Raw genomic sequence first — 25,732 nt, forward strand, 5'->3', positions numbered from 1 at the left:
CGCGGTCAGCGCGTGGCGGTTCGTCGGCTGTCATGACCGTCAAAGGCAAAGAGACCCGCGTCGGCATCGCTGTGGCCGGCGATCTCCGATGCGACGATCTCGGCGGCGATCTGGCTGAAGGTGATGCCGTTGCCGCCGAAGCCCATGACGGCGAAGACATTGTCGAGACCGGGCACCCGACCGATCAGCGGCAGGCCGGTGCGCGTCGTGCCGAAGGGGGCGGCCCAGGTATAGTCCGGCGCTGGCAACGAAAGACCGAGCAGGGCTTCAGTCTTGTCGCGAATGACCTTCGCCTTGTTTTTCAGCTTCTGCGGCGAGGCGAAGGCGTCCTCGCTCTCCTCGTCCTCGCCGCCGGCAATCAGCCGGCCGTCGCGTGAGCGACGCAGATAGAGATAGGGATCGGCACCTTCCCAGACGATGCAGTCATTCAGCCAGTCCGGCAGGGCAATGCCGGGCGGCGTGGCGAGCGCCCAGGTGGAAACGATCGCGTGGTCCTTGTGCGCCAGCGTCTCCAGGAATTCGTAGCCGGAGCAGAAGATGGCGTGGCGGGCGGACAAAATCTTGCCGTCGGTCGTGGCGAGGAACACACCCTGCGTCGTCGAGCGTACATCGGTGATTTCGAGCGGGCTGACGAGTTCCACCCCGCGCCGTGCCGCCGCGCGCAGGATGCCGACGGCCATCTGGGCGGGATTTGCGGAGGCGGAGATGTCGCTCATGATCGCGCCGGTGCGATCGAGGGAAAAGCGCTGCGCAAGCGTGGCGGAATCGACGAAATCCGCCGCGATATTGGCCGCGTGTCGTGCATCGACCTCCGCGCGCAGCGCACGGCTGCCGTATTCGTCGCCAGCGAGGAACAGCGTTTTCTTGCGCTCGAAGCCGCAGGACAGGCCGAGATCAGCGACGATGTGCGTCAACTGCTCGACGGCACGGGCCGAGCGTTGCCAGGCGCGGCCGGCCCTTTCTGATCCGATCATGGCGGCAAGTTTGTCGAGCGGCGTGTCGATTTCGTGCTGGATCATAGCCGTGCTGGCTAGCGTGCTGCCGTGCACGGGGGCGCGGCGGTCGACCACGAGCACGGAACGTTTTCCATCCGCCAATGCATGCGCCATCAGCGCGCCGGAAATGCCGGCGCCGACGATGACGACGTCGTAGTCGCTGCGCAACGGCCTTTGCCGCGTGCGAAGCGCGATGCGGGGCGAGTCGGCCCACAGGGGGCGGGATTCGTGCAGATCGCGCTGTCGGGTAATGTCGTCGGGCTTTGGAATGGGAATGCTCCGATGCGGAAGTCGTCTGGAATGGGTGGCGGATGGAAAAGTTCCGTGCGCCCCAGCCTGTCATACGGGTGCTTGCATTGCGGGCCGAAAGCATGCAAAGCACGGGGCGCCTGAAACACGACCGGATTTTACCCATGACCGTGAGTTCGAGAACGCCCCGCCCGATCGACCATCTGGTGTTGCCGGTGTCCGATCTCGGGCTTGCCCGCGAGCGTCTGACGGCGCTGGGTTTCACCGTCGCCAAGGATGCGCGCCATCCCTTCGGGACGGAAAACTGTTGTGTCTTCCTCGCCGATGGCAGCTATCTGGAACCGCTCGGCATTGCCAATCGCGAGGAATGCGAGGCGGCGGCCCGCAAGGGTAATGTCTTCGTTGCGCGCGACCAGGCCTTCCGTTTCCGCCGCGGCATCGAAGGTTTTTCCGGCATCGCCATGGCAAGCAGCGATGCCTGGGAAGATGACCAGCGTTACACCCATGCCGGCCTCTCGGGCGGCGAGGTGCTGGAATTCTCCCGCGACATGCTGCTGCCCGATGGCACATCGGCGACCGGCAGTTTTCGCCTGGCCTTTGCCGCCGACCAGCGCAGCCCGGATTTCTTCTTCTTCGCCTCGCAACGCATCCTGCCGCTGCCATCCGACCGCAAGGCGCTGGAAGCGCACGAGAATGGCGTTCTGGCGCTCAGCGAAGTCGTGCTGTCCGAGCAGAACCCGACCGACTTCCAGTATCTGGTGCAGGAAGCGGCCGATGAACGCGAGGTTGAGGCCCTATCCTTCGGCATGTCCGTCGATACGCCGCGCGGCCGTATTACGGTGCTCAACGATGCGGGCCTTGAGGGCTTCTATGGTATTCCGTCGGTCGCCGGCGCTGATCGCGGCCTGAAAGGACGGGCGGTCGTGTTCAAGATTTCCAGCCTGTCCGATTGTCGCCGCCTGCTGACCGAGCGCGGCGTTGCTTTTCAGGAACGGGACGACCGCCTGATGGTGCCGCCGGCACCGGGGCAGGGCGTCCTCTTCGTCTTTGGAGAATGAGATGAAAACCAATTCCACCGTCACCGTCGGCGAAGGCCCGAAGAAGGTTACCTTCTCGCAGACCGAACGTTTCTCGCTGATCGCCGGCCCCTGCCAGATGGAGAGCCGCGAGCACGCCTACATGATGGCCGAGGCGCTCGTCGAAATGTGCGACAAGCTCGGGATCGGCCTGGTCTACAAGTCCTCCTTCGACAAGGCCAACCGCACCTCGCTTTCCGGCAAGCGCGGCATCGGGCTTGAGAAGGCGCTGGAGATCTTCGCCGACCTCAAGAAGGATTTCGGCTTTCCGGTGCTGACCGACATCCACACCGAAGAGCAGTGCGCGGAAGTGGCCAAGACGGTCGATATCCTGCAGATCCCGGCCTTTCTGTCGCGCCAGACGGACCTGCTCGTCGCTGCCGCCAAGACCGGCCGCGCGATCAACGTCAAGAAGGGGCAGTTCCTTGCGCCTTGGGACATGAAGAACGTGCTCACCAAGTTCACCGAGAGCGGCAATCCGAACGTCATGCTGTGCGAACGCGGCGCGTCCTTCGGCTACAACACACTCGTCTCCGACATGCGCTCGCTGCCGATCATGGCCTCGCTTGGCGCACCGGTCGTGTTCGACGCGACCCATTCCGTGCAGCAGCCGGGCGGGCAGGGCGGTTCGACCGGCGGCCAGCGCGAATTCGTCGAGACCTTGTCGCGCGCCGCCGTCGCGGTAGGCATTGCCGGCCTCTTCGTCGAAACGCATGAGGACCCGGACAACGCCCCCTCGGACGGCCCCAACATGGTGCACCTGAAGGACATGCCGCGGCTGCTCGAAAAGCTCGTCGCCTTCGACGACATCACCAAGGGCTAAGGCTTCAAACGGATGACACGCAAGCGTGCCATCCGTTTTCATGACGGCACCCTGCGCCATTGTAATTTCCGCATGGTCGATTAAAAGTAAATTTTAATCGATTTATAAACCTCGAAACAGGACGATTTCCATGACTGCTATCATCGACATCATCGGCCGCGAGATTCTCGACAGCCGCGGCAATCCCACCGTCGAAGTGGACGTGCACCTCGAAGATGGCAGCTTCGGCCGTGCGGCCGTTCCGTCGGGCGCGTCCACGGGTGCGCATGAAGCCGTCGAACTGCGCGACGGTGGCAAGCGCTACCTTGGCAAGGGCGTCGAAAATGCTGTCGCCGCCGTCAATGGCGAGATTTTCGAGGCCGTCGGCGGTCTCGAGGCTGAGGACCAGATCGCCATCGACCAGACGATGATCGAGCTCGACGGCACGCCGAACAAGGCCCGCCTCGGCGCCAACGCCATCCTCGGCGTGTCGCTTGCCGTCGCCAAGGCCGCGGCCGAAGCTGCCAACCTGCCGCTCTATCGTTATGTCGGCGGCCCGAACGCCCGCATCCTGCCGGTGCCGATGATGAACATCATCAATGGCGGCGCGCATGCCGACAACCCGATCGACTTCCAGGAGTTCATGATCGTTCCGGTCGGCGCCGACAACATCCGCGACGCCGTGCGCATGGGTTCGGAAGTCTTCCACACGCTGAAGAAGCAGCTCGCGGCCGACGGTCACAACACCAACGTTGGTGACGAAGGCGGTTTTGCGCCGGGCCTCGCCTCGGCACCTGCCGCCCTCGACTTCATCATGAAGTCGATCGAGAAGGCCGGCTACCGTCCGGGCGAAGACATGTATATCGCGCTCGATTGCGCCTCGACCGAATTCTTTAAGGACGGCAAGTACGTGCTTGAAGGTGAAGGCCGCACGCTGGAGCCGGGCGCCATGGCCGACTATCTCGCCGAACTCGCTGCAAAATACCCGATCTTCTCGATCGAGGACGGCATGGCCGAAGACGACTGGGACGGCTGGAAGGCCCTGACCGACAAGATCGGCAAGAAGGTTCAGCTCGTCGGCGACGACCTGTTCGTCACCAACTCGGCCCGCTTGCGCGACGGCATCAAGATGGGCGTCGGCAACTCGATCCTCGTCAAGGTCAACCAGATCGGTTCGCTCTCCGAAACGCTCGACGCCGTTGAGACCGCGCACAAGGCGAGCTATACCGCAGTCATGTCGCACCGTTCGGGCGAGACCGAGGATTCGACGATCGCCGACCTCGCCGTCGCCACCAACTGCGGGCAGATCAAGACCGGCTCGCTCGCCCGCTCCGACCGTACCGCCAAGTACAACCAGCTGATCCGCATCGAGGAGCAGCTTGGTCCGCAGGCCAAGTATGCCGGTCGCGGCATCCTGCGCGGCTGATCGGAAAAACAGTTTCTCCGAAATGGCAAAACCCGCATCGCAAGATGCGGGTTTTTTCTTTGCCCCATCCATCATGGTCAATAGTCGGTTAACCGCTTGGCGCTAGTGTAAAATCTGTATTGCGTATCGGGGCACCTGCATGTGGACCAAACATCATAAAAAGCGGAAATTCGGCCGGCTGACACTGCCGGTGATTACGGTCGCATTCCTTTCCTACTTCGGCTATCATTCCGTGCATGGCGAGTTCGGTCTCAGGGGGATGGAGGAATTCGAACGGCAGCGGGTGGAGCGTCAGGCGCGCGTCGATGTGCTCGTGCGGCAGCGCCAAATCCTGGAAAAAGAAGTGGCGTTGATGAGCGACGGCTCGCTTGAACGCGACATGCTGGACGAGAAAGCGCGCTCATATCTCAACATGTCACGTGCTGACGAAATCGTCATTTTCCACTGAAAAACTGGATTAACTGAAATCTGGTTAATCGTAAATCTCCCTTACTAATCATGGGCTTACGAAGAATATAAGCCATGCATTTATAGCATTGCTGCGACGGACTTTCTCCCCTATGGTTTTCTCCAAGAGGCAAACATAGGGAGGAACGCATGGCTCCGCGTAAAACCGCGTCCACGTCCAGCCGCAAGACCGCGGCAAAGCCTGTCAAAAAAGACTTCACCGGCGGCACCATCGCCGAATTCTCCAAGGAAGACGATCTCAAAGCCTATCGCGAGATGCTGCTGATCCGGCGTTTCGAGGAGAAGGCCGGCCAGCTTTACGGCATGGGATTCATCGGCGGCTTCTGTCACCTCTACATCGGCCAGGAAGCTGTCGTCGTCGGCATGCAGGCGGCGCTGAAGGAGGGTGACCAGGTCATCACCGGTTATCGCGACCATGGCCACATGCTCGCTTGCGGCATGAGCCCACGTGGTGTGATGGCCGAACTGACCGGACGTCGCGGCGGCCTTTCCAAGGGCAAGGGCGGCTCCATGCACATGTTCTCCAAGGAAAAGAATTTTTACGGCGGTCACGGCATCGTCGGCGGGCAGGTCTCGCTCGGTACCGGTCTCGCCTTCGCCAACCGCTACCGCGGCAACGACAATGTCTCGCTTGCCTATTTCGGTGACGGCGCGGCCAACCAGGGCCAGGTCTACGAGAGCTTCAACATGGCAGCGCTCTGGAAGCTGCCGGTCGTCTACGTGATCGAGAACAACCGCTACGCCATGGGCACATCCGTTTCGCGCGCCTCCGCCCAGACCGACTTCTCGCATCGCGGCGCCTCCTTCAACATCCCCGGTTTCCAGGTGGATGGCATGGATGTGCGTGCGGTGAAGGCTGCTGCGGACGACGCTGTCGCGCACTGCCGTGCGGGCAAGGGTCCGGTCATCCTCGAGATGCAGACCTACCGCTACCGCGGCCACTCCATGTCCGACCCGGCGAAGTATCGCTCGAAGGACGAAGTGCAGAAGATGCGTTCCGAGCACGACCCGATCGAGCAGGTGCGCGCCCGTCTTCTGGAAAACAAGTGGGCAAGCGAGGACGATCTCAAGCAGATCGACAAGGAGGTCCGTGACATCGTTGCCGACAGCGCCGATTTCGCCCAGGCCGATCCGGAGCCGGATGCATCCGAACTCTACACCGACATCCTGCTGTAATCCGGGGAGGGACGAACAATGCCTATCGAAATTCTCATGCCCGCCCTGTCTCCGACCATGGAAGAGGGTACGCTCTCCAAATGGGTCAAGAACGAGGGTGACACCGTCAAGTCCGGCGACGTGATCGCCGAAATCGAAACCGACAAGGCGACGATGGAAGTCGAAGCCGTTGATGAAGGCGTGATCGGCAAGATCCTGATTGCCGCCGGCACCGAAGGCGTCAAGGTCAACACGGCGATTGCCGTGCTGCTGCAGGACGGCGAAAGCGCCGATGCAGCCGTCGCGCCGAAAGCCGCCGCCGCTGAAAAGCCGGCTGAAGCCGAAGCACCCAAGGCCGCCGAGCCGGCACCCGCCGCCGCGTCCGTTCCGGCCCAGCCGAAGGGCGAAGTCGCCGCCGATCCGGATATCCCGGCCGGTACCGAAATGGTGATGACGACGGTGCGCGAAGCGCTGCGCGACGCCATGGCGGAAGAAATGCGCCGCGACGAGGACGTCTTCGTCATGGGCGAGGAAGTCGCCGAATATCAGGGTGCCTACAAGATCACCCAGGGCCTGTTGCAGGAATTCGGTGATCGCCGCGTCATCGACACGCCGATCACCGAACACGGTTTTGCCGGCGTCGGCGTCGGTGCGGCCATGACGGGCCTGAAGCCCATCGTCGAGTTCATGACCTTCAACTTCGCCATGCAGGCGATCGACCAGATCATCAACTCTGCCGCCAAGACGCTCTATATGTCCGGTGGCCAGATGGGCGCGCCGATCGTCTTCCGCGGCCCGAATGGTGCGGCTGCCCGCGTCGCGGCCCAGCACTCGCAGTGCTATGCCGCCTGGTACAGCCACATTCCGGGCCTCAAGGTCGTCATGCCCTACACGGCTGCCGATGCGAAGGGCCTGCTGAAGGCTGCCATCCGTGACCCGAACCCGGTCATCTTCCTCGAAAACGAAATCCTCTACGGCCAGAGCTTCGAAGTGCCGAAGATGGATGATTTTGTGTTGCCGATCGGCAAGGCGCGCATCCACAAGAAGGGCAATGACGTCACCGTCGTTTCCTTCGGCATCGGCATGACCTATGCGCTGAAGGCGATAGCGGAACTTGAGAAGGACGGCATCGATGTCGAACTGATCGACCTTCGCACCATCCGTCCGATGGACCTGCCGACCATCATCGAATCGGTCAAGAAGACCGGCCGCCTCGTGGTCGTCGAGGAAGGCTATCCGCAGTCCTCCGTCGGCACCGAGATTGCGACCCGCGTCATGCAGCAGGCCTTCGATTACCTCGATGCGCCGATCCTGACGATCGCCGGCAAGGACGTTCCGATGCCCTATGCCGCAAACCTCGAAAAGCTGGCGCTGCCGAATGTCGGCGAAGTCGTCCAGGCGGTCAAAACCGTCTGCTACAAGTAACGGGAGGGCGGAGAGATGCCGATCAACATTACGATGCCCGCCCTGTCACCCACCATGGAAGAGGGCAACCTCGCCAAGTGGCTGGTCAAGGAAGGTGACACCGTGAAATCCGGTGACGTCATCGCCGAGATCGAGACCGACAAGGCAACGATGGAAGTCGAAGCCGTCGACGAGGGCGTTGTCGCCAAGATCGTCGTGCCGGCCGGGACGGAAGGCGTGAAGGTCAACAGCCTGATCGCCATCCTCGCCGCGGATGGTGAAGACGTGGGCGCTGCCGCTGCTGGCGGCGGTTCCGCTCCGAAGGCGGAAGCAAAGCCCGCCGAGGCGCCGAAGGAAGCGGAAAAGCCGGCTGCTGCCGCACCGGCTCCGGCTGTAACCGCATCTGCCGGTCCGGCTCCGGCCAAGGACGGCAACCGCGTGTTCTCCTCGCCGCTCGCACGCCGTATCGCCAAGGAAGCCGGCGTCGACATTTCGGCGGTTTCGGGTTCCGGCCCGCATGGTCGCGTGGTGAAGAGCGACGTTGAAAAGGCCGTCTCCTCCGGCGGTGCCAAGTCTGCCGCTGCCGCAGCCCCGGCTGCTGCTGCGTCGGCCGCCCCGGCCGCAGCCCCCAAGGGCATGTCGGAAGAAGCCGTGCTCAAGCTGTTCGAGCAGGGTTCCTACGAACTCGTGCCGCATGACGGCATGCGCAAGACCATTGCCAAGCGCCTGCAGGAATCCAAACAGACGATCCCGCACTTCTACGTCTCGGTCGATGTCGAGCTCGATGCGCTTCTGGCGCTGCGCGCGCAGATCAACGATTCTGCACCCCGCAGGGACGACAAGCCGGCCTACAAGCTTTCGGTCAACGACATGGTGATCAAGGCCATGGCGCTTGCTCTGCGTGACGTGCCGGATGCCAACGTCTCCTGGACCGACACCAACATGGTCAAGCACAAACATGCCGATGTCGGTGTTGCCGTGTCTATCCCGGGCGGCCTGATCACGCCGATCATTCGCAAGGCGGAGCTGAAGAGCCTGTCGGCCATCTCCAACGAGATGAAGGACCTCGGCAAGCGCGCCAAGGAACGCAAGCTGAAGCCCGAAGAATATCAGGGCGGCACGACTGCGGTCTCCAACATGGGCATGATGGGCGTCTCGAACTTCGCCGCCGTCGTCAACCCGCCGCATGCGACGATCCTCGCGGTCGGCGCGGGCACGGAGCGGGTCGTGGTCAAGAAGGGCCAGATGGTCATCGTCAACGCGATGACGGTCACGCTCTCCACCGACCACCGCGCCGTCGACGGTGCGCTCGGCGCCGAGCTGCTCGGTGCCTTCAAGCGCTACATCGAAAGCCCGATGGGGATGCTCGTCTGATACGCGGGGTGCGGCCATGAAGACGGTTCTCTGCTACGGCGACAGCCTGACCTGGGGCTACAGTGCGGAAACGCTCGACCGGCATGCTTTCGAGGATCGCTGGCCGAGCGTGCTCGCCAAGGCTCTGGGACCGGATGTCACCGTCATCGCAGAGGGCCTGAATGGCCGCACCACCGCCTATGACGACCATCTGGCGGATTGCGATCGCAACGGCGCGCGCATCCTGCCGACCATCCTGCACAGCCATGATCCGATCGACCTTGTGATCCTTCTGCTTGGTGCCAACGACATGAAGCCGACGATCTGCGGGACGGCATTCGGTGCGGCACAGGGCATGGAGCGGTTGGTGGGACTTGTGCGTCACCATGCCTGGTCGTTCGGCGGCCAGGAGGGGCCGGAAATCCTCATCGCCTCGCCGCCCCAGATCTGCGAGACGGCGAACACCGCATTTGCGGCGATGTTTGCCGGCGGTGTCGAGCAATCGGCCATGCTGGCGACGCTCTATGCGGATCTCGCGGATGAAACCGGCTGCGGCTTCTTCGACGCAGGATCGGTTGCCAGGACGACGCCGCTCGACGGCGTGCATCTCGATGCTGAGAATACACGGGCGATTGGCCGCGGGATCGAGCCCGTCGTGCGCATGATGCTCGGATTGTAAAAAGACAACAGGCGGTAGCAGCAGTTCGCGCACTCGCCAGGAAAAAGGCAGGAAACGACATGGCTCAGACTTACGACGTCATCGTTATCGGTTCGGGTCCGGGCGGCTACATCGCCGCGATCCGCGCCGCCCAGTTGGGCCTGAAGACGGCCATCGTCGAGCGCGAACATCTCGCCGGCATCTGCTCCAACTGGGGTTGTATCCCGACCAAGGCGCTGTTGCGCTCGGCCGAGATTTTTCACTACGCGCAGCATCCGGGTGACTACGGCATCAAGATCGAAGGCTCGGTGACGCCGGACCTGAAGGCGATCGTCGCCCGCTCGCGTGGCATTGCCCAGCGCATGAACGGCGGCGTCGGCTTCCTGATGAAGAAGAACAAGGTCGACATCATCTGGGGCGAGGCGAAGATCACCAAGCCGGGCGAGATCGTCGTCACCAAGACGGTGAAGGCGATCCAGCAGCCGCAGGCACCGCTGCCGAAGACCGTTCTGCCGGAAGGCACCTATACGGCCAAGAACATCGTGATCGCGACCGGTGCCCGTCCGCGTGCGCTGCCCGGCATCGAGCCGGATGGCAAGCTGATCTGGACCTATTTCGAGGCAATGAAGCCGGAAGAAATGCCGAAGTCGCTGCTCGTCATGGGCTCGGGCGCCATCGGCATTGAATTCGCCTCGTTTTATCGCACGCTCGGCGTCGATGTGACGGTTGTCGAGGTGATGAAGACGGTGATGCCGGTCGAGGATGCGGAGATTTCCGCGCTCGCCAAGAAGCAGTTCGAGAAGCAGGGCATGAAGATCCATCTGGAGGCCAAGGTCACCAAGGTGGAGAAGGGCGCGAACTCGATCACCGCGCATGTCGAGATGAAGGACGGCAAGGTCGAGAAGATCACCGCCGACCGTATGATCTCTGCCGTTGGCGTACAGGCGAATGTCGAGAATATCGGCCTCGAGGCGCTCGGTGTGAAGACCGACCGCGGCTTCATCGCCATCGACGGCTACGGCAAGACCAACGTGCCGGGCATCTACGCCATCGGCGACGTCGCCGGCCCGCCGATGCTGGCCCACAAGGCCGAGCATGAGGCCGTGATCTGCATCGAGAAGATCGCGGGCCTGCCGAACGTGCATCCGATGGACAAGTCGAAGATCCCGGGTTGCACCTATTGCCACCCGCAGGTCGCCTCGGTCGGCCTCACGGAAGCCAAGGCCAAGGAACAGGGCCGCGATATCCGCGTCGGCCGCTTCCCGTTCGTGGCGAACGGCAAGGCGATCGCGCTCGGCGAGGATCAGGGTCTCGTCAAGACGATCTTCGACAAGAAGACCGGCGAACTGCTCGGCGCCCATCTCGTTGGCGCAGAAGTCACCGAACTCATCCAGGGCTTCGTCATCGCCATGAACCTCGAGACGACCGAGGAAGAGCTGATGCACACGATCTTCCCGCATCCGACGATTTCCGAAACGCTGAAGGAAAGCGTGCTGGATGCCTATGGGCGTGCGTTGAACGCTTGAACGTGCTAAAGCCCGCCTCCACATGAGGCGGGCTCACTCTTTCAGGGTCCGCAGGACAGGCCGTGCGCGCCTGCCAGGAAAGTGGAAACGACATGGTCACCATTCTCGACCGCACCAACCTTTCGCCCGACGTCAAGCGGGTGCGCCACCCGGAAAAGGCCAAGCGGCCGGACACGGAAGTGCTGCGCAAGCCGGAATGGATCCGCGTCAAGGCGCCGGTCTCCAAGGGCTACCAGGAAACGCGTGACATCGTGCGCTCCCACAAGCTGGTGACGGTGTGCGAGGAAGCGGGCTGCCCGAATATCGGCGAGTGCTGGGACAAGAAGCACGCGACCTTCATGATCATGGGCGAGATCTGTACCCGCGCCTGCGCCTTCTGCAATGTGGCGACCGGCAAGCCGAATGCGCTCGACATGGCGGAGCCGGAAAACGTCGCCAAGGCCGTCAAACAGATGGGCCTCAGCCACGTCGTCATCACCTCGGTGGACCGTGACGATCTCGCCGATGGCGGCGCGGAACACTTCGAGAAGGTGATCTGGGCGATCCGCGCGGCCTCTCCGCTGACGACGATCGAAATCCTGACGCCCGACTTCCTGAAGAAGCCGGGTGCACTGGAGCGTGTCGTCGCCGCCAAGCCCGACGTCTTCAACCACAACATGGAGACCGTGCCGGGCAATTATCTCACGGTTCGTCCGGGTGCGCGCTACTTCCACTCCGTCCGCCTCTTGCAGCGCGTGAAGGAACTGGACCCGACCATGTTCACCAAGTCTGGCATCATGGTGGGGCTTGGCGAGGAGCGTAACGAAGTGCTCCAGTTGATGGACGACCTGCGTACCGCCGACGTGGATTTCCTGACGATCGGCCAATATCTCCAGCCGACCCGCAAGCACCATGCCGTCATGAGCTTCGTCACGCCGGACGAGTTCAAGTCCTACGAGACCGTCGCCTACAGCAAGGGCTTCCTCATGGTCTCGTCGAGCCCGCTGACGCGTTCCTCGCACCATGCCGGCGATGATTTCGCCCGGTTGAAGGCTGCGCGCGAGCGCAAGCTCCAGGTCGCTGCGGAATAGACATTTCCGCCCCCGTCCTTTAAGCCCCGCTGTCCTGCCCGACGGCGGGGTTTTCGTTTCGGGAGTTGGACATGACGTCTTCAATCACGATCGATGACGCGGCCGAGCGGCTGAAGGCGGCGGAGCGGGTGCTGGTGATAGGCTGCTCTGGGAGCGGCAAGAGCACGCTGGCGCAAGGGCTCGGGCGTCGGCTCGGCCTGCCTTATGTCTCCATGGATCGCGAAATCTTCTGGCTGCCGGGTTGGACGGTGCGGCCGCGTGCGGAGGCTTTGGCGCGCATGCGCGATATCGTGGTGGGAGAGCGCTGGGTCATCGACGGTACCAGCCCCGGCACACTTGAGCTGCGTCTGCCGCGCACGCACGTCATTCTTTGGCTTCGCCCGCCGCGCTGGACGTCGCTTTATGGGGTGGTATCCCGCTGGCTGAAGTTCCGCGGGCGATCGCGGCCCGAGATGGCTGATGGCTGCCCGGAGCGGTTGAGCCTTGAATTCCTCACCTATATCTGGAACTTCGAAAAGACGGAGAGTCCGGAAATCGAGGAGAAGCTTGCGGCATATGGCCCGGATGTGCCGGTTTGCGTGTTGAAATCCAAGGCTGAGAACCGGCAGCTACTTGCAAGGATCGGCGAGGTTTATTAGCTCTCGGCCATGCCACAGTTCGAAACCCGCCGCCCGGTTCCTCATACACCCGAACAGATGTTCGACCTCATCGCCGATGTCGAGCGCTATCCGGAGTTCCTGCCGCTTTGCGAGGCGCTCGTGATACGCTCGCGCAAGGAGAGGGACGGCAAGGAACTGCTCGTTGCGGACATGACGGTCGGCTACAAGGCGATCCGCGAGACCTTTAGCACGCAGGTGCTGCTCAACCGCGCCGAGCGGGCAATCGACGTCAAATATATCGACGGGCCGTTCCGCTATCTCGACAACCGCTGGCGCTTCGAAACGCTGCCGGGCGGCGGCTGTTCGGTGCATTTCTTCATCGACTACGAGTTCAAGAGCCGCATTCTCGGCGCTCTGATGGGCTCGATGTTCGATCGTGCCTTCCGCATGTTCACCGAGGCGTTTGAAAAGCGCGCCGACGCGATATATCCCGCAGCCTGAATTTTTCAGCCCGCTCGCCCGTTACCGGAGCATGGTCACCCGGTTCGCTCCCTTTGCCCTGATCGCCTTCATCTGCACGCCTGCGGCCGCGCAGGAAGCGCCGGGAGACTACATTCTTCTTCTCGACGAACAGAACCGGCCGCTCGCCGGAAGTTATCGCATCGGGCCGGATGTGAAGATGACAATCCAGGGCAGAGAGGACGGCTTGCCCCGAAATCCGGTTTATCTGGATCGCGCCTTCTTCCCCACCCACGAAGCGGAGATGTTGGCCTTTTACAACGCGCGCCATGCCTATTCCTCCGATCCGGCGGCGATCGACGTCGGCGGCGAGATGCGCATCGTGGACACGGAGACGCTGCAGCCTCCGCTCTTCCAGGACCAGAAGTCGGAGCGCGAGAAGGCGCTGAAAGTGAAGGTCACGGCGCGTTTGGCCTTCGAGGTGAGCGGCTACAAGCTTGTCGGCAAAGCCTATACCGTCGAGGGGGCTGAACTTGGCGACGAGGACCGGCGGCTCGGTGATTTTTTCCATGTCGAGACGTTCGATATCGTGTTGCCCGCACCGGCGGCCCGCAAGATCGCTGCCCTCGAGACCGGTAAGGCATTGAGTTCCAGCGATTTCGAGGCGCTCTTCGTGGAACGGACAAGTCCCATTCCGGATTTCACGAAATGTGTGAGCGAAAAACGCAAGACACCTGAATACAAGGCGCTCGCCGAAAAGCAGAGGGCGCTTGTCGATGCGTTCCTCGCGAAGAATTTTCCTGCGGGCCAGGCTTTCTGGGGGGATACGGCGCTCTACGAGGCGAATTTCGCCATGAACATCTATTCGCTCTGCCCGAATTAATTCTGCGATATCTCGATCAGCATTTCCAGTGCTGTGCGCACAGTCGCGAGCCTGACGGCGCTGCGGCCGATGTCGCCGTAACGCATTTCCCGATGCAGCGTCTCGTAACCTGTGCGCGCGGCGGCGAGGTGGACGAGGCCGACCGGTTTCTCCTCCGTGCCACCGCCCGGACCGGCAATGCCGGTGACTGCAATCGAAATATTGGCGCCCGAATTGCCGATGGCGCCCTGCGCCATTTCCAGCGCGGTCGGGCGCGAGACGGCGCCATGGGCCTTCAGCGTCGCATTGGCGACGCCGATCATTTCGCGCTTGGCCTCGTTGGAATAGGTGACGAAACCGCGGTCGAAGACGACGGAGGAGCCGGCGATTTCGGTGATCGCCCCGGCGATGAGGCCGGCCGTGCAGGATTCGGCGGTGGCGATCAGCAGCTTCTTCCCAGCAAACTCGACAACAATGGCGTGGGCGGCGTCTTCGATATCCTTGGGCCAGATGCTCATGCGTCGTTTCCCTTGTAGACGACAGTCGCGGTGGCAATCGCGGCGATGCCTTCGCGGCGGCCGATGAAGCCGATCTTTTCGTTGGTCGTCGCCTTGACCGAGCAGCGATCGAGCGAAATGCCGAGGAATTCCGAGAGGTTGCGGCGCATCTCTTCGCGATGCGGGCCGATCTTCGGCGCCTCGGCGATCAGCGACACGTCGGCATTCATGATCGTGCCGCCATTCTTGCGCACGATGTCTGCCGCGTGTTCGAGGAAGATGCGTGAAGCCGCGCCCTTCCATTGCATGTCCGAAGGCGGAAAATGGTCGCCGATATCGCCGGCGCCACAGGTGGCGAGCAGGGCGTCCGTCAGCGCGTGCAGGGCGACATCGGCGTCGGAATGGCCGGAAAGCTTCTGGTCGTGCGCAATGAACAGGCCGCAGAGCGTCACGCCGTCACCTTCGACGAGCTGGTGTACATCATAGCCGTTGCCGGTGCGAACATCCGGCAAGCCGTGGGCGAGGCGCTGGTCGGCCATGGCGATATCCTTCTGCAATGTAAGCTTGACGTTACCGGCGCTGCCTTCGACGAGATGCACGCGCACGCCGGTCCATTCGGCAATCGAGGCATCGTCGGTGAAATCCGTGCGCCCGGAGGCGGCCGCGCGACGATGGGCGTCGAGGATTGTGGCGAAATGGAAGGATTGCGGCGTCTGCGCTGCGAAGAGGCCGGAGCGCGACACGGTTTCCGCAACATTGCCGTTGGCGTCCGCCCGCTTCAGCGTGTCGGCGACGGCGACGGCCGGAAGGACGGCCCGCGCGCCGTGATGGAAGGCGGCCAGCGTGCGTTCGAGAATGGCGGGCTCGACGAACGGGCGCACGGCATCCTGGATCAGGACGTGGGTGATGTCGTGATCGGCGAGGGCCTCGAGGCCGGCGAGCACCGATTGCTGGCGTGTCGGGCCTCCATGCACGACGGTGAGGCGATCGCCGGCGGGTAGGGCCTCTGCGCGGGCGGTTTCGAACAGCGCTTCGTCATCGGGATGTATCACGACCACGATACGCCGGGCCGGCTGCCAATTGACAAAGAGATCGAGCGTATGGGAGATGACCGGCCTTCCGCCGATGCGGCGGTACTGCTTGGGGCCTTCGGCATGGCTGCCGGCCCGTTCGCCGCGCCCGGCGGCAACGATCACCACAGCGCAGGATAGCGTGTTTTCCGCCTGCATTTCGGTCTCGTACCTCCCGTTTCAAAGCGTTTTGAGGTGGTTTAGCCGGAAGGATGCCGCAATTCCAGCGTCCGTGGGAAAATTGCCGGGCGATGTGATTGCGACTTGGCAAGAACGATAACAATGGCTAAAAATAGTGCAGAGACATGACCTGCTTGAAAGATGAGCATTTGACGATCCCCGCCCTGTCAGCGCCGCTTGCGGTCGGTGGCCAGACCCTTCGCAACCGGGTGGTTCTCGCGCCGATGTCCGGTGTGACGGACCTGCCGTTCCGCGATCTCGCCTGGCGTTTTGGCGCAGGGCTGGTGGTGACCGAGATGGTGGCCAGCCGGGAACTCGCGCTGAATGCGCGCGAAAGCTGGTCGCGCATCCGCAATTGCGGCATCCGGCCGCATATGGTGCAGCTTGCCGGCCGCGAGGCGCACTGGATGGCGGAGGCGGCGAAGATCGCGGAAGGCGAGGGCGCCGATATCATCGACATCAATATGGGCTGCCCCGCCAAGAAGGTGATCGGCGGCTATTCCGGTTCCGCGTTGATGCGCGATCCCGATCATGCGCTCGGCCTGATCGAGGCGACCGTCAACGCGGTCAAGGTGCCGGTGACGGTGAAAATGCGGCTTGGCTGGGATCACGATTCGCTCAATGCACCGCATATTGCGGCCCGCGCCGAGGCGGCTGGTGCCGCGATGATCACGGTGCATGGGCGCACGCGCATGCAATTCTACGAGGGCCGAGCCGATTGGGATGCGATTCGCGCGGTGCGCGACGTGCTCACTATCCCGCTCGTGGCCAATGGCGACGTAGACACGGCGGATGATGCATTGGATATCCTGCGCCGCTCGGGGGCCGATGCCGTGATGGTCGGCCGTTCGGCGCAGGGGCGGCCTTGGCATCCGGCCGTGATGGCGGGAGCCTCAGTGCATCCTTCTGCGGAAGAGGTCGCCGCGGTTGCGGTCGAGCACTATCGCATGATGCTCGATTTCTACGGCGTGGAGGCGGGCCTGCGCCATGCACGAAAACATGTCGGCTGGTATCTGGAGCGTTTTGCACCCGGCCTGACGGGGCCGGACAAGGCCGGGATCATGACGGCGCGCGACAGCGCCTTCGTGGCGGACCGGCTCGCAGCCGCCATTCTGGGCGCCGACACGGCCCGGATTGGAGAGGCTGCATGACGGACAAGGCCGCTGACCAGAATGCCGGCAAAGCGCCGGACCTTGCCCTCGCCGTGCTTAACGCCATCCAGAACCCTGTCATCCTCGTCGATGTCGACGGGTTCATCGCCTTTGCCAATTGGGAGGCCGAATCCTTCTTCGGGGCGAGCGCCAACCATCTCGCCCGGCACAAGGTTTCCGCCGTCATACCCTTCGGCAGCCCGCTGTTGACGCTGATCGACCAGGTGCGCGAGCGCAAGGCGCCGGTCAGCGAGTATCGGGTGGACCTCAGTTCGCCGCGTCTCGGCGCCGAGAAGCTTGTCGATATCTATGTGGCGCCGGTGACGACCGAGCCGGGCTCGGTGGTGGTCGTCATCCAGGAGCGTTCGATGGCGGACAAGATCGACCGCCAGCTCACCCATCGCGCCGCCGCACGATCGGTGACGGGGCTCGCCTCCATGCTGGCGCATGAGATCAAAAACCCACTTTCCGGCATCCGCGGCGCAGCGCAACTGCTCGAAACCTCCGTCCTCGACGAGGACCGGGCGCTGACCCGGCTCATCTGCGATGAGACGGACCGCATCGTCTCGCTGGTCGACCGGATGGAAGTGTTTTCCGACGAGCGGCCGATCGACCGCGTGCCGCTCAACATTCATTCGGTGCTCGACCATGTGAAGGCCGTCGCCAAGGCGGGGTTCGGGCGGGATATCAAGATCACCGAGCTTTACGATCCCTCGCTGCCGCCGGTTTATGCCAACCGCGACCAGCTCGTTCAGGTTTTTCTCAACCTCATCAAGAATGCGGCCGAAGCCATCGGCAACCGGCCGGATGGGGAAATCCAGCTGACGACCGCCTATCGGCCCGGCATCCGGCTTTCGGTGGCCGGCACGCGTGAAAAGATCTCGCTGCCGCTGGAATTCTGCGTACACGACAACGGCCCGGGCGTGCCGGCGGATCTCGTGCCGCACCTGTTCGACCCCTTCATCACGACCAAGACCAATGGCTCCGGTCTCGGTCTGGCGTTGGTCGCAAAGATCATCGGTGGCCATGGCGGCATTGTCGAATGCGACAGCCAGGGCTCCCGTACCACCTTCCGTGTGCTGATGCCGGCCTCCCGCGGCGCCAGTGAAGACGACGACTTTTCCAAGACCAAAGGACATATCTGATGACAGGCGCCACAGTCCTCGTTGCCGATGACGATGCCGCGATCCGCACGGTGCTCAACCAGGCTCTCAGCCGTGCGGGATATGACGTACGCATCACCTCCAACGCAGCGACCCTGTGGCGCTGGATTTCCGCCGGCGAGGGCGACATCGTGGTAACCGATGTCGTGATGCCGGACGAAAATGCCTTCGACCTGCTGCCGCGTATCAAGAAAGCCCGCCCCGAACTGCCGGTGCTGGTGATGAGTGCGCAAAACACCTTCATGACGGCGATCAAGGCGTCGGAGAAGGGCGCCTACGATTATCTCCCGAAGCCCTTCGACCTGACGGAACTCATCGCCATCATCGGCCGGGCGCTGTCAGAGCCGAAGCGCAAGCCTGCGCGTCTCGACGACGACACGCAGGACGGTATGCCGCTTGTCGGCCGCTCGGCGGCGATGCAGGAAATCTACCGCGTGCTCGCCCGCCTGATGCAGACGGACCTGACGCTAATGATCACGGGCGAATCAGGCACGGGCAAGGAACTCGTCGCGCGCGCGCTACATGACTACGGCAAGCGCCGAAACGGTCCCTTCGTTGCCATCAACATGGCGGCGATCCCGCGCGACCTCATCGAATCGGAACTGTTCGGCCACGAGAAGGGCGCGTTCACCGGCGCGCAGAACCGTTCGACCGGCCGTTTCGAGCAGGCCGAGGGCGGCACGCTCTTCCTCGACGAGATCGGCGATATGCCGATGGATGCGCAGACCCGCCTGCTGCGCGTGCTTCAGCAGGGCGAATATACGACGGTCGGTGGTCGCACGCCGATCCGCACGGATGTGCGCATCGTGGCCGCGACCAACAAGGATCTCAAGCAGTCGATCAACCAGGGCCTGTTTCGTGAGGACCTATACTACCGCCTGAACGTCGTGCCGCTCCGCCTGCCGCCGCTGCGCGACCGGGCGGAAGACATTCCTGATCTTGTGCGCCATTTCGTGCAGCAGGCGGAAAAGGAAGGGCTCGACGCCAAGCGCTTCGATCAGGAGGCGCTGGAACTGATGAAGGCGCATCCCTGGCCGGGCAATGTGCGCGAACTGGAAAATGTGGTGCGCCGACTCACCGCGCTCTATCCGCAGGACGTCATCAGTCGCGAGATCATCGAGACGGAGTTGCGCGCCGACATTCCCGACAGCCCGATCGAGAAGACGGTGGCGCGCACGGGCTCGCTGTCGATTTCGCAGGCTGTGGAGGAAAACATGCGGCAGTATTTTGCCAGCTTCGGTGACGGCCTGCCGCCGGCCGGTCTCTACGACCGCATCTTGGCGGAGGTGGAGTATCCACTGATTCTGGCCGCTCTGACGGCGACACGCGGCAACCAGATCAAGGCCGCCGACCTGCTTGGCCTCAACCGCAACACGCTGCGCAAGAAAATTCGCGAACTGGGTGTGTCCGTGTACAGAAGTTCCCGTTCCGCTTGACTTAACGGCAAGGGGCGTTGCATTTTGGCCACAATCTGTTGCTTGAGGGTAACAGAGGGGTTTGCGGCCGAATAGGTTCGCGTGCCTGATCGTTCTGGATACGGGTGCGAATGCAGCCGATCCCTGCGCGATCGGCGCTACTCCGGAAAACACGAGAAAAGCGCCGGCGCCCTTCGGGTATCCGGTCGGGGAAGCGATGCGGCAGATGAATGAAGGCGCGAGCCTGCTTTCGGCAACGAACGACGCGGGAACGGGCGGCGACCGCCGCGCGTCCTTTGCCTTGCCAGGCCTGCTGCTTGCCGGTGGCGCGCTTGTCGCCGGGACGATCTCGCTGTTCATCCTGCTCGGCCTGACGCCGATCAAGCCTGAAGCGAATGTCGTCATCGCATCGGCGGCCATCAACGCAATCTTCATCGTCGGCCTGATGTTCCTGATTGGCCGCGAAATCCTGCGACTTTTGCGGGCCCGCAGGCGCGGCCGAGCCGCGGCACGCCTGCATGTGCGGATCGTCGCCCTTTTCTCCATCGTCGCGATCACGCCGGCCGTGCTGGTGGCGATCTTTGCGTCCATCACGCTGGATGTCGGCCTCGATCGCTGGTTCTCGATCCGGACCCAGTCGATCGTCAGCTCGTCGCTTAATGTGGCGCAGGCCTATATGCTTGAGAATGCGAGCTACCTTCAGGGGCAGACCGTGTCGATGGCGAACGACCTCGATCGCAATCGCCAGCTCTACAGCCTCGACCGGACGGGCTTCATAGAATTGATGACGCGACAGGCGCGCGGCCGCGGCATGCTCGGCGCTTTCCTGTTGCGCGCCGACGGTTCGACCCTCGTTCAGGCCAACATCCACACGGAAAGCCCGCTGCCGGCAGTTCCCGAGGAAGCGCTGCGCGCCTCCGCCGCGGGCCAGCCGACGCTCATTCCGCCGGGGACGACGAACCTCGTCGGCGCCATCATCAAGCTCGACAACATCCCGAATGCCTTCCTCTACACGATCCGCACAGTTGATCCCGAAGTCATGCGCTCGATGCGGCTGATGGAGGAAAACACGGCGGAATACCGGGCTCTCGAAGCCGGTCGCACGACGTTGCAGATCGCTTTCGGCGTGCTTTATCTCGGTTTTGCCCTCATCGTGCTGCTTGCCGCGATCTGGACGGCAATCGCCGTCGCCGACCGGATTGTTCGGCCCATCCGCCAGTTGATCGGCGCTGCTGACAGCGTCGCCTCCGGCAATCTCGATGTAAGCGTGCCGGTGCGCGCGGTGGACGGCGACGTCGGCAACCTTTCGCGCACCTTCAACAAGATGATCGCGGAAATTCGTGCGCAGCAGGCGCAGATTCTCGACGCGAAAGACGAGGTCGAACATCGCCGCCGGTTCATCGAGGCCGTGCTCTCCGGGGTGACCGCCGCCGTTATCGGCGTCGAGGACGATGGCAGGATGACCATCGCCAACCTCTCGGCAGAACTGCTGCTCGGTCGGAATGCCGGCGATCTCATCGGCAAGCCGCTGGCGGAGGTGGCGCCGGAAATCGCCGCCGTGCTCACCGAAGGGTCGAGCCGCTACCGCAACGACCATCGCAAGCAGGTCAATGTCATGCATGGCGGCAAGGAGCGGACGCTCAACGTGCAGGTGACGCGCGAGGAGGCGAAGGATGCGAAGGAATCCTATGTCGTCACGATCGACGACATTACCGACCTCGTCATCGCGCAGCGCTCGACGGCCTGGGCGGACGTCGCGCGGCGCATCGCACACGAGATCAAGAACCCGCTGACGCCGATCCAGCTTTCCGCAGAACGCATCCGTCGCCGCTACGGCAAGCAGATCGACCCAGAGGACCGGGCGGTCTTCGACCAGTGTACGGATACGATCGTGCGGCAGGTCGAAGACATCGGCCGCATGGTGGACGAGTTCTCGTCCTTCGCCCGCATGCCCAAGCCGACCAAGGAGCGTTCGGACCTACGCAACATCCTGAAGGATGCGGTGTTCCTGCGCGAAATGGGCAACAATCACGTCACTTTCCACAAGGAACTGGGCGAGGTGCCGCTGACGGGGCTGTTCGATGCGCGCATGCTGGGCCAGGCCTTCGGCAATCTTATCAAGAATGCCGTGGAGGCGATCGAGGCTCTGCCGCCGGACGGGTCGCGCGAGGAGCGCAAGGTTTTCGTTCGCGCGACGCCCGACGATGCTGGACGGCGGTTCGTCGTCGACGTCATTGACAACGGCAAGGGCCTGCCGACGGAGAACCGGCATCGTATTCTCGAACCCTATATGACGATGCGCGAGAAGGGCACGGGGCTCGGCCTCGCCATCGTGAAGAAGATCATCGAAGACCATGGCGGGCAGTTGGAACTGCATGATGCCCCCGCGGATTTCGACAATGGCCACGGGGCAATGATCCGCGTGATCCTGCCCTACGAGGAAACGGTGGCCATCGGTGCGGACAAGAAGAGCAAGGAAATGAGCCATGGCGTCTGATATTCTCGTAGTCGACGACGAAGAGGACATTCGCGAGATCGTCTCGGGCATCCTTTCGGACGAGGGGCACGAAACGCGCACCGCCTATGACAGCGACAGCGCGCTCGCCGCGATCAGCGACCGCGTGCCGCGCCTGATCTTCCTCGACATCTGGATGCAGGGCAGCAAACTCGACGGGCTGGCGCTGCTCGACGAGATCAAGAGCCGCTATCCGGACCTGCCGGTCGTGATGATTTCGGGCCACGGCAATATCGAGACGGCCGTTTCGGCGATTCGCCGCGGCGCCTATGATTTCATCGAGAAGCCGTTCAAGGCGGACCGGCTTATTCTCATCGCCGAGCGGGCGCTGGAGAATTCCAAGCTGCGCCGCGAGGTGACGGAGCTGAAGAAGCGTTCCGGCGATCCGGCGGAGCTGATCGGCACCTCCGTCGCCGTCTCGCAGTTGCGCCAGAATATCGACAAGGTCTCGCCGACCAACAGCCGAATCATGATCCTCGGCCCGTCCGGTTCCGGCAAGGAGCTGGTGGCGCGCATGATCCATCGGAAATCGACCCGTGCGACGGGACCGTTCGTCGTGCTCAACGCTGCGGCGATCACGCCGGAACGCATGGAAGTCGCGCTGTTCGGGACGGAAGGCACGCCCGGCCAGGCGCGCAAGACAGGCGCACTGGAAGAGGCCCATGGCGGCATTCTCTATCTCGACGAGATCGGTGAAATGCCGCGCGAGACGCAGAACAAGATCCTGCGCGTACTCGTCGACCAGCAGTTCGAGCGCGTCGGCGGTTCGAAGCGGGTGAGGGTGGATGTGCGCATCATTTCCTCGACAGCCTACAATCTCGAAAGTCTGATCGCCGAGGGCGGTTTCCGCGAGGACCTCTACCACCGCCTCGCCGTCGTGCCGGTGCGCGTGCCGCCGTTGGCGGAGCGCCGTGAGGACATTCCGTTCCTCGTCGACATGTTCATGCGCCAGGTCAGCGAGCAGGCGGGCATCCGCGCGCGGAAAATCGGTGACGATGCGCTTGCCGTGCTGCAAGCCCACGACTGGCCGGGCAACATCCGCCAGTTGCGCAACAATATCGAGCGCCTGATGATTCTCGCCCGCAGCGACGGCCCGGATACGCCGATCACCGCCGATATGCTGCCGACGGAAGTGGGTGACATGCTGCCGAAGATTTCGACTCAGGGCGACCAGCACATTATGACGCTGCCGCTGCGTGAGGCGCGTGAAATGTTTGAGCGCGACTATCTCATCGCCCAGATCAATCGTTTCGGCGGCAACATTTCCCGTACCGCCGAATTTGTCGGCATGGAACGCTCCGCGCTCCATCGCAAACTGAAGTCGCTTGGCGTATAAGGCCGTCCAGGGACTACGGGGTTTAGGGTATGAAAGTCATCATCTGCGGCGCCGGACGCGTCGGATACGGTATCGCAGAACGGCTCTCGGAAGAGGGTAACGACGTTTCGGTGATCGACACGCAACCGTCGCTGATCGCTGCCATCACCGAGACGCTCGACGTCAGCGGTATCGTCGGCCATGGCGCGCATCCGGAGGTGCTGGCCAAGGCCGGCGCCGACCAGGCCGACATGTTGATCGCCGTCACGTTGTTCGACGAGATCAACATGGTCGCCTGCCAGGTGGCGCATTCGCTGTTCAATGTGCCAACCAAGATCGCCCGCATTCGCGCCCAGAGCTATCTTGCGCCGGAATATTCCGATCTCTTCTCGCGCGATGACATGCCGATCGACGTCACTATCTCGCCGGAGGTGGAAGTCGGCAAGATGGTGCTGCGGCGCATCTCCTTCCCGGGCGCGACCGATGTCGTGCGCTTTGCCGACGATCGCATCGTCATGGTGGCGATCGAGTGCATGGAGGATTGCCCGGTCGTCGAGACGCCGTTGAAGCAGTTGAGCGAACTCTTCCCCGATTTGAATGCCACCGTCACCGGCATCTTCTCGAACGGCAAGCTTTCCGTGCCGAACTCCACCGATCAGCTGCATTCGGGCGATCTGGCCTATGTGGTTTGCGACAGGGGGCATGTGCGCCGCACGCTTGCACTGTTCGGCCACGAGGAGCAGGAGGCCGCGCGCATCGTCATCGCCGGCGGGGGCAATATCGGCTATTTTGTCGCCAAGACGATCGAGGACTATCAGCCGAAGACCCGGTTGAAGATCATCGAGAGCGACCGCGAGCGTGCGATTGTCGTGGCCGACAAGCTGCGCAATGCCGTCGTGCTGCACGGTTCGGCGCTCGACCAGAAGATGCTGCTGCAGGCCGATATCCAGGATGCGGACCTGATCGTGGCGCTGACCAACAACGACCAGATCAACATTCTCGGCAGCGTGATGGCCAAGCGCCTCGGCTGCAAGCAGAACCTCGTGCTGGTCAACGACCCGATGTATCAGGATTTCACCAAGACGCTCGGTATCGACGCCCATATCAATCCGCGCGCCGTGACGATTTCGGGCATTCTGCAACACGTGCGCAAGGGCCGCATCCGCTCGGTCTACGCGGTGCAGAAAGGGTCGGCCGAGGTTATCGAGGCGGAAGCCCTGGAGACGTCGCCGCTCGTCGGCAAGCCGCTGCGCGAGATCGAACTGCCGCCCGGCATCCGTATCGGTGCGATCTACCGCGACAAGGCGGTGATTCGCCCTGATGGCGATACGAAGATCAAGGCGAAGGACCGGGTGGTGCTCTTCGCCGCTGCCGCGGCCGTGCGCCATGTCGAGCAACTGTTCCGCGTCAGCATCCAGTATTTCTAAGGGTACCCATGCCTCGCTTTGCCTATGTCAACGGCCGCTATGTGCGCCATGCCGATGCTGCCGTGCATATCGATGACCGTGGCCTCGTGTTTGCCGATGCGGTGTATGAAGTCTGTCAGGTGCAACAGGGCTTCATCGTCGACATCACGCGCCATCTCGACCGGCTCGACCGGTCGCTTGGCGAAATCCGCATTCGTCCGCCCATGCCCCGGGCAGTTCTGACGGGCGTCATGCGCGAGGTGCTCCGCCGCAATCGCGTCGTCAACGGCATGGTCTACCTCCAGGTGACACGCGGCCGGGCGAAACGCGACCACGTTTTCCCTTCGCCAGAGGTGCGTGCATCGCTCATCGTGACGGCGAAGGCGATGAATCCTGCTGTAAACGCCGCGAAATATGCGGCGGGCATCAAGGCGGTTACGGTCGCCGACAATCGCTGGGGCAGGGTGGACATCAAGACCGTCGGCCTGTTACCGAATGTGCTGGCCCGCCAGCAGGCAAAGGAGGCAGGCGCGCAAGAGGCGATTTTCGTCGATGCCGACGGCTACGTCACCGAGGGTGGTGCGACGAATCTGTGGATCGTCGACCGTGCCGGAAAACTCGCCACGCGCCCGGCCGATCACGCCATCCTGCGCGGCGTCACGCGCACGACGCTGCTGGACGTGGCGAAAAAACTTGGGATTGATGTCGAGGAGCGCCGCTTTTCGGTTGCGGATATGCTGGAGGCGAGGGAAGTTTTCATCACCGGGGCGACGACGATCTGTCTGCCGGTGGTTTCCATCGACGGGCAAACGATCGCCAACGGCCATCCGGGCATGACGGCGCAGAAAATCCGGGATGCCTTTTTCGCCGTTGCGGAGAAGACCGCGATTTGATACCAGAATCGACGGTCCGGGAATT

The 25,732-nt window shown here is 62.8% G+C and carries 23 protein-coding genes; 20 read left to right on the forward strand and 3 right to left on the reverse strand.

What is annotated here, in order from left to right:
• Positions 1-5 precede the first annotated feature (5 nt).
• The gene (locus tag GR138_RS11180) at positions 6-1,265 is read right to left on the reverse strand and encodes an FAD-dependent oxidoreductase (protein WP_160859795.1); all 1,260 of its coding nucleotides are present in this window, start codon (positions 1,263-1,265) and stop codon (positions 6-8) included.
• 143 nt (positions 1,266-1,408) lie between these two features.
• On the opposite strand from GR138_RS11180, the gene GR138_RS11185 reads away from it, so the two are divergent.
• From GR138_RS11185 to GR138_RS11245, 13 genes are all read left to right on the forward strand, one after another.
• Positions 1,409-2,302 carry a VOC family protein gene (locus tag GR138_RS11185; protein WP_160859345.1) on the forward strand — a complete coding sequence of 298 codons (894 nt, stop codon included), beginning with the start codon at positions 1,409-1,411 and terminating at the stop codon, positions 2,300-2,302.
• Position 2,303: 1 nt separating this feature from the next.
• Positions 2,304-3,143: a 3-deoxy-8-phosphooctulonate synthase gene (gene kdsA, locus GR138_RS11190; RefSeq protein ID WP_160859346.1), complete on the forward strand. Its 840-nt coding sequence runs from the start codon at positions 2,304-2,306 to the stop codon at positions 3,141-3,143.
• A 130-nt stretch (positions 3,144-3,273) separates the two neighbouring features.
• Positions 3,274-4,548: a phosphopyruvate hydratase gene (gene eno, locus GR138_RS11195; protein ID WP_160859347.1), complete on the forward strand. Its 1,275-nt coding sequence runs from the start codon at positions 3,274-3,276 to the stop codon at positions 4,546-4,548.
• 139 nt (positions 4,549-4,687) lie between these two features.
• Complete coding sequence (locus GR138_RS11200; RefSeq protein WP_160859348.1) at positions 4,688-4,996, forward strand: FtsB family cell division protein; 309 nt, start codon at positions 4,688-4,690, stop codon at positions 4,994-4,996.
• Between the two features lie 149 nt (positions 4,997-5,145).
• On the forward strand, positions 5,146-6,192 hold the full coding sequence (pdhA, locus tag GR138_RS11205) for a pyruvate dehydrogenase (acetyl-transferring) E1 component subunit alpha (RefSeq protein WP_160859349.1): 1,047 nt from the start codon (positions 5,146-5,148) through the stop codon (positions 6,190-6,192).
• An 18-nt stretch (positions 6,193-6,210) separates the two neighbouring features.
• The gene (locus GR138_RS11210; protein ID WP_160859350.1) at positions 6,211-7,596 is read left to right on the forward strand and encodes a pyruvate dehydrogenase complex E1 component subunit beta; all 1,386 of its coding nucleotides are present in this window, start codon (positions 6,211-6,213) and stop codon (positions 7,594-7,596) included.
• Positions 7,597-7,611: 15 nt separating this feature from the next.
• Positions 7,612-8,949 (forward strand): pyruvate dehydrogenase complex dihydrolipoamide acetyltransferase, encoded by a 1,338-nt coding sequence (locus GR138_RS11215; RefSeq protein ID WP_160859351.1) that lies wholly within the window; start codon positions 7,612-7,614, stop codon positions 8,947-8,949.
• Positions 8,950-8,965: 16 nt separating this feature from the next.
• On the forward strand, positions 8,966-9,607 hold the full coding sequence (locus tag GR138_RS11220) for an SGNH/GDSL hydrolase family protein (protein ID WP_160859352.1): 642 nt from the start codon (positions 8,966-8,968) through the stop codon (positions 9,605-9,607).
• A gap of 59 nt (positions 9,608-9,666) precedes the next feature.
• Entirely contained in the window at positions 9,667-11,112 is a 1,446-nt protein-coding gene (gene lpdA, locus GR138_RS11225) for a dihydrolipoyl dehydrogenase (RefSeq protein WP_160859353.1), read from the forward strand.
• A 62-nt stretch (positions 11,113-11,174) separates the two neighbouring features.
• A complete protein-coding gene (gene lipA / locus GR138_RS11230; protein ID WP_338091074.1) occupies positions 11,175-12,182 on the forward strand; it encodes a lipoyl synthase in 1,008 nt (335 codons plus the stop codon).
• A gap of 71 nt (positions 12,183-12,253) precedes the next feature.
• Positions 12,254-12,820, forward strand: coding sequence for a P-loop NTPase family protein (locus GR138_RS11235; RefSeq protein ID WP_160859355.1), 567 nt, complete (start codon positions 12,254-12,256; stop codon positions 12,818-12,820).
• A 9-nt stretch (positions 12,821-12,829) separates the two neighbouring features.
• Complete coding sequence (locus GR138_RS11240) at positions 12,830-13,282, forward strand: type II toxin-antitoxin system RatA family toxin (RefSeq protein ID WP_160859356.1); 453 nt, start codon at positions 12,830-12,832, stop codon at positions 13,280-13,282.
• A gap of 31 nt (positions 13,283-13,313) precedes the next feature.
• On the forward strand, positions 13,314-14,123 hold the full coding sequence (locus GR138_RS11245) for a hypothetical protein (protein WP_160859357.1): 810 nt from the start codon (positions 13,314-13,316) through the stop codon (positions 14,121-14,123).
• Here GR138_RS11245 and GR138_RS11250 read toward each other — a convergent pair.
• Positions 14,120-14,614 (reverse strand): CinA family protein, encoded by a 495-nt coding sequence (locus GR138_RS11250; RefSeq protein ID WP_338091087.1) that lies wholly within the window; start codon positions 14,612-14,614, stop codon positions 14,120-14,122. The genes GR138_RS11245 and GR138_RS11250 overlap by 4 nt on opposite strands.
• Positions 14,615-14,616: 2 nt before the next feature.
• Positions 14,617-15,828, reverse strand: coding sequence for a bifunctional 2-C-methyl-D-erythritol 4-phosphate cytidylyltransferase/2-C-methyl-D-erythritol 2,4-cyclodiphosphate synthase (locus GR138_RS11255; RefSeq protein WP_160859359.1), 1,212 nt, complete (start codon positions 15,826-15,828; stop codon positions 14,617-14,619).
• Between the two features lie 146 nt (positions 15,829-15,974).
• Here GR138_RS11255 and dusB point away from each other — a divergent pair, with 146 nt between their 5' ends.
• From dusB to GR138_RS11290, 7 genes are all read left to right on the forward strand, one after another.
• Positions 15,975-17,000 carry a tRNA dihydrouridine synthase DusB gene (dusB, locus tag GR138_RS11260; RefSeq protein ID WP_160859360.1) on the forward strand — a complete coding sequence of 342 codons (1,026 nt, stop codon included), beginning with the start codon at positions 15,975-15,977 and terminating at the stop codon, positions 16,998-17,000.
• Entirely contained in the window at positions 16,997-18,145 is a 1,149-nt protein-coding gene (locus tag GR138_RS11265; protein WP_160859361.1) for a two-component system sensor histidine kinase NtrB, read from the forward strand. Before dusB ends, GR138_RS11265 begins: the two co-directional genes overlap by 4 nt.
• Complete coding sequence (gene ntrC, locus GR138_RS11270; RefSeq protein ID WP_160859362.1) at positions 18,145-19,599, forward strand: nitrogen regulation protein NR(I); 1,455 nt, start codon at positions 18,145-18,147, stop codon at positions 19,597-19,599. Before GR138_RS11265 ends, ntrC begins: the two co-directional genes overlap by 1 nt.
• Positions 19,600-19,804: 205 nt before the next feature.
• Entirely contained in the window at positions 19,805-22,075 is a 2,271-nt protein-coding gene (locus GR138_RS11275) for a sensor histidine kinase NtrY-like (protein ID WP_160859796.1), read from the forward strand.
• On the forward strand, positions 22,065-23,429 hold the full coding sequence (gene ntrX / locus GR138_RS11280) for a nitrogen assimilation response regulator NtrX (RefSeq protein ID WP_160859363.1): 1,365 nt from the start codon (positions 22,065-22,067) through the stop codon (positions 23,427-23,429). The genes GR138_RS11275 and ntrX overlap by 11 nt, the downstream gene beginning before the upstream one ends.
• Positions 23,430-23,458: 29 nt before the next feature.
• Positions 23,459-24,835, forward strand: a complete 1,377-nt coding sequence (gene trkA / locus GR138_RS11285) for a Trk system potassium transporter TrkA (RefSeq protein ID WP_160859364.1) — start codon at positions 23,459-23,461, stop codon at positions 24,833-24,835.
• 8 nt (positions 24,836-24,843) lie between these two features.
• Positions 24,844-25,707 (forward strand): D-amino-acid transaminase, encoded by an 864-nt coding sequence (locus GR138_RS11290; RefSeq protein WP_160859365.1) that lies wholly within the window; start codon positions 24,844-24,846, stop codon positions 25,705-25,707.
• Positions 25,708-25,732: the final 25 nt, after the last annotated feature.

It is taken from the genome of Shinella kummerowiae (genome assembly GCF_009827055.1).
Taxonomy (GTDB): Bacteria; Pseudomonadota; Alphaproteobacteria; order Rhizobiales; family Rhizobiaceae; genus Shinella; species Shinella kummerowiae.